The organism is Allocoleopsis sp., from assembly GCF_036703385.1.
Taxonomy (GTDB): Bacteria; Cyanobacteriota; Cyanobacteriia; order Cyanobacteriales; family Coleofasciculaceae; genus Allocoleopsis.
Map to the genome: position 1 here is coordinate 1 of NZ_DATNPA010000460.1, position 6,883 is coordinate 6,883.

Sequence of the window (6,883 nt, forward strand, 5' to 3'; positions counted from 1 at the left end):
GACTGCCAATGCGGTGACAGGCTTAATGGTTATTGCAGCGAGCAAGTATGGGCTTCCTGTTTCAACTACTCATGTATCAGTTGGTTCAATTTTTGGAGTTGGATTGATTTCAAAAAAAGCGAATGCGCGAGTTTTTTATCAGATTCTACTCTCGTGGATTTTAACGTTACCTATTGCAGCATTATTGAGTGGAATTGCTTACGGATTGATGTGAGTGCGTCAGATCAGGTTGCGATCGCCTTCTGATTGATGCATTTCGACGCCATCCAGGAACCCCTTCCATCAAGGCATGTAGCCTATAAACTAGAAAAACGAGTTATCCCTTGTATCTACAACCTGCAAGTTTTGGCAGATACCACTCATCTAATTTATGAAATCACCAGGTATCAACAAATGATTCAAACAGAAAGTTCAGTTATAACACCCTTCCCACACAAACTGAATGCTCCATTAACTAAAAACAAAATTACTGTTTTACAAATTAATTTAGGTAAGCGCTGCAATCTGACTTGTACTCACTGTCATGTGGAAGCTGGCCCAAAACGCACAGAAGAACTTTCCCCAGAAATTTGTGCCCAGCTTATTGAGTTAATTCATCGGTTCCCCCAAATTAAGCTAGTTGACCTGACGGGTGGCGCACCGGAGATGAATTACGGATTTAAGCCAATTGTTGAGGCAGCACGGGAAACAGGTAAGGATGTAATTGTTCGGTCAAATTTGACGATTTATTTTGAGCCGGGGTTTGAGAATCTTCCCGAATATTTTACGAAGCACCAGTTAAAAGTCGTGGCTTCTTTACCCTGCTATTTAGAGGACAATGTTGATAAAATGCGAGGTAAGGGTGTCTATAATGACTCAATTCGTGCCATTCAATGGCTCAATCAATTAGGCTACGGAAGGAAAGCTAATTTAATCCTCGATTTGGTGTATAATCCCCAGCTTCCTTTAGGCCATAAATTTTCCTTGACTCCCAATCAGGTCAAGTTAGAACAAGATTACAAAAAGTTCCTCAAAGAACATTTTGCGATTGATTTTAATCAGTTATTTACAATCACGAATTTGCCTGTAGGTAGAACTAAGTTTCATTTGCAACGAACTAAACTGTATTCTCTTTATCTGAAGTTCTTAGAGGAAAACTTCAATGCAAATACAGTAGAGCATTTGATGTGCCGCAATGAACTCTCGATTGACTATCTGGGGAATGTCTACGATTGCGACTTTAACCAGATGGAAAATCTGGGCGCGAAGTCTCGCACGGGGGAAAGGTTGACGGTTGCCAAGCTCTTGGAAGCGGGTAGTTTAGACTTAATTGATAAGATTCGCACGGCATCCTTTTGCTATGGTTGCACAGCGGGTTGTGGTTCGAGTTGCGGGGGGGCTTTGGTTTAGGATGAGTTGAAGGTTTGAGGGTTAAAGGTTGAAGGTTGAAAGGTTGTGTAGGGTGGGTTACGGCTACGCCTAACCCACCAAAGCCTCGAATAAGATTGAAAGGTGCAAAATCTGAGTTTCAACCAACTTCCTCATGCTGTTGTTCCCACTCCGCCATCAGTAGAGCTCTAGCCGCCTCACTATCTACGGGTTTAGAGAAGAAGTATCCTTGCCCATATTCACATTGCAGCGCGAGGAGGGGTGAAACCTGCTCTGAAACCTCAATCCCTTCTGCCACAACGTCCATGCTGAGTGTTTGAGCCAGTGTCACGATCGCTTGTACAATCTCTGAGTTCTCACCTAATGCCCCAATCCGGCTGATGAATGAGCGGTCAATCTTGAGGGTACTGATGGGGAAGTGGTGTAACCGACTTAAGGAAGAATAGCCCGTACCGAAATCATCGATGCACAGAGGGATGTTTCTTTTCTTGAGTTCTAGGAGTACATCTTTAACCCAATCAGGATTTTCCATGACGACGCTTTCTGTAATCTCCAGCTTTAAACTGCCGACGGCGACTTGAGCCTCCTGAAGTACGGTGTCAATTTGTTCGAGCAAATCTGATTGAGTAAACTGCTTGCAAGAAAGATTGACGTTCATCGTTAACGGCCTGGTAGACGGGAATTGCCTCTGCCACTCTTTAAGTTGATGACAGGCTTCTCGCAACGTCCACCAGCCAATTGGGCTAATCAGTCCCGTTTCTTCGGCGGTGGAGATGAACCCATTGGGGGAAATTAAGCCCCGTTGTGGATGCTGCCAGCGTAACAAGGCTTCAAACCCGATAATCCTGCCCGTAGAGAGGGAGACAATGGGCTGATAGTAAACCCGAAATTCTTGCCGTTCAATGGCTCGCCGCAAATCTGTCTCTATCTGCAATCGCTCTACAGCGAGTTCGTGCATGGCGGCGTCAAAGACTTCATAATACACTTTGCCTTGCGATCGCGCTCGATACATCGCGAGGTCAGCATTACGGAGCATATCTTCCGGTTGCTCCTCACTGCCAGTGTTGAGTGCAATCCCAATGCTGAGTGTCATGAACACTTCGCGATCAGCCATGCTTGTGTCCCTTGGGCAATCGTTGAGGTAGAAGGGTGAACTCAGCGTTTCATTGATCGACTCCGCCACCCGAGTGGCGTCATTGACATCCTGAATCCCTTCTAGAAGGATAGTAAACTCATCCGCTCCCAGACGGGCTACAGTATCTGTAGGACGCAGGCACGTCTGGAGACGCTGGGCGAAATTCTGGAGTAACTGGTTACCCGCCTCATTTCCTAGGCTGTCGTTGACTAACTTGAACCGATTGAGATTGACAAACAGTACGGCAAACAGATAGGGCACGCCGCGTAAGCCACTCCTACGGCTCTGCCTGGCACGTCGCACCGCTTGCTTCAATCGATCCATAAATAAAGCCCGGTTTGGTAGCCCTGTTAACTGGTCGTAAAAGGCATTGTGAATTAATTGTTGCTCGGCCTGTTTGCGATCGCTAATATCAAAGGCATAGATGCGAAAGCACTCGATTTCTTCCAGGTAGTGCAGCACTTGTTCATAATACACCTCACCAATTTTGAGTTCGCGCCGGATAGAAGCTTTGCGTTGCAGTGTCTCAGCCATTGAGGGCACTCCCGCCAGAAACGGATGCTTTGAGCCAAGCTCTTGTAAATCAGGCAACAATCGCATCGCCTCTGGATTGAGATAACGAACCTGACCCATTAAATCTGTTTCCACAATTGGGTTGGGACTCAGCAGTGCGATCGATGCCAGTCGAGCCGTTTCGTGCTGTGACCGCCGACGTTCTGTAACGTCCCGTCCCACGGACTGAAACTCAACAACCGGATCATCTCCCTGTGTTGAGGATGCTTGCCCAGAAGCGGAGAGTTCTTCTCTAATTTCCCCGTGTCTTCTTGCTCCTGGGTCAACAATCACTCGGTCAGTCCACTTTAGGCAGTGAATCTCGCCGTCAGGCATGAGAATTTGGTATTCTCTGGTCGCGACCGGATTTTTCAAACTCAGACTGGCAATGTGCCGTTGAGTCTTTTCGCGATAATCGTCGGGAATCCCTTGAAACAAATTGCTTTGCAGGAGTTCCTCGCGGGTTTTGCCAAAATAACGGCAGTAGGCGTCGTTGACGAAGGTGATAGTCCCATCGGCGACAAATCGACAGATCAATTCGGTTTGGTCTTCAACAACAGCGCGATATCGCTCCTCACTCTGACGCAGTTCCTGCTCGAGTTGCTTACGTTCGGTGATATCAATGCCTACACCAAAAACCAAATCCAGTTCTTCCTCATTCCCTGGTTCTGTTTGGGAATGCCTGAAGATTGGCTTGCCACGCCACTCCACTAAAAGTTCTCGTCCATCTTTGGTGAGGACGTAGCTTTCCTTCAGGATTGATTGTCTTGATTTGAGCAGCTGCTTAAAAGTTTTGTAAATCGACTTGCGATCGCGTCTGGTAGCAAACGTTAATACATAATCAGCGCCCAAAACCTCATTCCGGGTATAGCCCACCGCATTGAGGAAGGCTTGATTCATCATGATCATTCTGCCTTGCGCATCAACCGCAACAAAAAAGGCAGAACTTGTTTCAATTAGGGTTTTGCTAAAGTCTCGTTCCTGGCGCAGTTCTGCTTCTAACTGCTTGCGCTGCATCACTAAGCCTAATTGGGTTGCTACAGCGGACACGAGTTCGACCAATTGCTCGTCTTCCGAGCGGGATTGGGTGATGAAAAAGGCCAGAACTGCAAGGACGCGATCACCCATGAGAATGGGAACACCAAACCCTGCCTTCAGTCCAGCCACTTGCGCCTGCGGGCGAACAATAGACGTGTCGGCTAACGCCGAAATATCTTCAATCCAAAGAGGTCGTCGCGAAGTCCATACCCGTCCTGGCAAACCGGTATTGGGTGGCAACGTTAGCTTTTGGCTGGAGAACCTAAACGGTTCCAGCGTTGGGCTTTTGCTATACCAAGCCGGAGTACATTCTAAAACACTGTCGTCAGGGCGAGGGAGCCACGCTTCGCCATAGTCCCAGTTGGTCACTTCACACACTACGCGAAGCGCCATACATAGTGCGGAATGAAAATCGGGAGCATCACTGATCAGGGTACTGAGTGACTGTAACAGACCGAGTTCTTCTAACCAACGGACTCGTCCTGGTATGTCACTTGTGAATTGGGGATGGTTTCGCTGCAACTGTGCTATCTGCTCATTGACTTGTTGTTCCCATTCAGGGTCAAGTGAGGGAGGTGGCACTGGATACAAGGTATTATCGTCCGCAGGCTTTGCTGACTCTTCTTGGGTTGCTACTTGTGGGCTATCCACAACAGCGGCACTAGCACTAATAGTATTCCAGTCAACAATGGATGGAACCACGGCTGGTAAATTAGCAGAGCGAGGCTGTGTCAAGACTTTAATGAGTAACCGCGTCGCTAGTAGCACCGTCAACAAAGCCATTGCTAGTGCGAGAACTTCCTTTGCCTCAACTAGCCAAGGATTTGGGTGCCAAAGTGCCCATAGATTTATTAAATGAGTGGTGCCGCTAGCCAGGGAGAAAACTCCAAGCAGCATCAAGATTGCTGCATCTGGAAAAGTCTTGCGCTGGTACAGAATGTAAAATAATAGGATAGAAATTGAGTAATAGAATAAAACAATTAATGAATTAGAAAAAACTTGGAGCCAGCTCAGCTCTGCTGTCCGGAGGAACCAATGATCTTGGAGCATCAGTAATCTGTAAGAAAACAGACTTTCAAAACATTGCAGCATAAACACTTTTAGTCACGCACCTCATCGCTGTTCTGAGAACCGAGGTAAATATTTTTTAAGCAGATTCAGATCATGTCTGATTTGCTCCTACCCATATCGCAAAAAGCTTTAGGCTTTACACAAGCTTTAATATGCGGTTATGGAACTGTGTTCGATGCCATGATTGCACCGGGTAAGGGTGTCGATAGAAATACAACCCTCAAACACAGGGCGAGCTTGTGTATTGTTATTAATTTCTGTGGGATGCCCTAGGCGATTTGCACCGAATTCAGGAGTTTCTGCTTACCCCCTAAATTACACCCAGTTGAAGACGCCCAGCTCTCGCAGGCTTTTTCAGAGGCGAATCTCACTACCGCACCCGGATAGGCTGACACCCTGCCTTGAAAGGTTGTACTCCTTCGGAAAACCGTAGCTCAGAAGGAGCCGCTCAGAAGGAGCGAACGTTTTAAGCATTAGCTCATGATGCCTAATCTGAAAATAGACACTGAAACTACACTAAAATCGTTCCTAGCCGACATTTTCATTGTTCGTTGTGTACTCGCGTTCAGGGTGTCTGCCTTGAAAAGAGCAAACACTTGCTTCTTTTCCTAGCACCCACAGGACTTACCCAGAACCTTCCACATAGAACTCCAACTCACCTGGGAACTCTACAGATATTGTGTTGGTAGCTGCACAGCTTAAGTCATGCCTTAGTGTACACGCTTCGCTGCTGACAATGCCACTTTGGTCAAGGAAAAATACAGCCTGCTGTTCTCCCCATGCTCGGCTACAGATTCAGCCCTCATCTTTCGGAGGAAATCGGGTAGGGCGATTCTCACTGGGATGGAGTACACCAACCCTGTAGGAACACTGCATATTGTGCCGCAACCCGTGTACCTCACTTAAACAAGAATTGCTATATTTCTTGAATGAATCTGATTCTATAAAAAGCCATTCTTGGCTTTTGAAAAAGAGTTTATCCGGGCGTGCTGTATCCTTGAACACTATCTAAGTTAACAATAACTCTGTTCCTTAGGCAGAAGTCAGAGTGTGATCGCAACAGATATCTTAAAGATTCAGTGCAATTCGCAAGAGCGGCTCCTGGGAGTTCTGGATAACTGGCAATGGCAGGCAGTAATGGTGATTGGCCTCTTCTCACCTGAACAGCATCTGCGTTGTCTTTCAGTACTCTCAGGTTCCTTTTTATCTCAACTGGTAACGATGATTCAAACATCCACTCTCTTAGGCAATTCTCTAAACACTTATTCCTCTGGTCGCATTCTCTGCTCTTATACGAATGTTACCCATCATATTCAAATGATTCGGATTAAAAATATTTCCGATTTGTATTTCGAGCAAGTTATTTTTCCCGGTCAGCGTCTGATGTTTGAAGCCGTGCTAGAGGCTAATTTAGAAATTCAGTATACTGATAACATGAGCATTTTTGTTCCTTGCGATCAGCTACGTGTTACTGAGAAAATCCAAGTTAATCAGTTAGGTAACTAATGAACTGCATCAGTTAGAGCCTTTCTTTTTAAGGCGGATTTAGGGAATCGGCCTGTAGAGAAAGTCAAAATCAAATTAATATTAGGTGCTGATGCAGAAATTGTGATAGGTTTTGCTCAGTAGAGTTGCACTCTTTCCTAATGACTCATTCTCCCGATGCTGTCTCTCTTCCGGCTCGTAGCGAACAGCTGAATTTGGGCAGCAAGCTTGCCT

5 protein-coding genes are annotated in these 6,883 nt (G+C 46.3%); 4 read left to right on the forward strand and 1 reads right to left on the reverse strand.

Annotation, left to right across the window (positions count from 1 at the left end; translation table 11 throughout):
- Both V6C93_RS22540 and arsS read left to right on the forward strand, forming a co-directional pair.
- The coding region (locus tag V6C93_RS22540) for an inorganic phosphate transporter (protein ID WP_333478916.1) at window positions 1-214 on the forward strand (214 nt) is incomplete at its 5' end.
- A gap of 179 nt (window positions 215-393) precedes the next feature.
- Entirely contained in the window at window positions 394-1,389 is a 996-nt protein-coding gene (arsS, locus tag V6C93_RS22545) for an arsenosugar biosynthesis radical SAM (seleno)protein ArsS (protein ID WP_349262801.1), read from the forward strand.
- Window positions 1,390-1,507: 118 nt separating this feature from the next.
- Here the strand turns inward: arsS and V6C93_RS22550 are convergent, their stop codons facing one another.
- Window positions 1,508-4,990 (reverse strand): EAL domain-containing protein, encoded by a 3,483-nt coding sequence (locus V6C93_RS22550; RefSeq protein ID WP_333478918.1) that lies wholly within the window; start codon window positions 4,988-4,990, stop codon window positions 1,508-1,510.
- A 267-nt stretch (window positions 4,991-5,257) separates the two neighbouring features.
- Between V6C93_RS22550 and V6C93_RS22555 the strand changes: the two genes are divergently transcribed.
- Both V6C93_RS22555 and V6C93_RS22560 read left to right on the forward strand, forming a co-directional pair.
- Window positions 5,258-5,437 carry a hypothetical protein gene (locus tag V6C93_RS22555; RefSeq protein WP_333478919.1) on the forward strand — a complete coding sequence of 60 codons (180 nt, stop codon included), beginning with the start codon at window positions 5,258-5,260 and terminating at the stop codon, window positions 5,435-5,437.
- Window positions 5,438-6,214: 777 nt separating this feature from the next.
- Window positions 6,215-6,670: a DUF1830 domain-containing protein gene (locus V6C93_RS22560; protein ID WP_333478920.1), complete on the forward strand. Its 456-nt coding sequence runs from the start codon at window positions 6,215-6,217 to the stop codon at window positions 6,668-6,670.
- Window positions 6,671-6,883 lie beyond the last annotated feature (213 nt).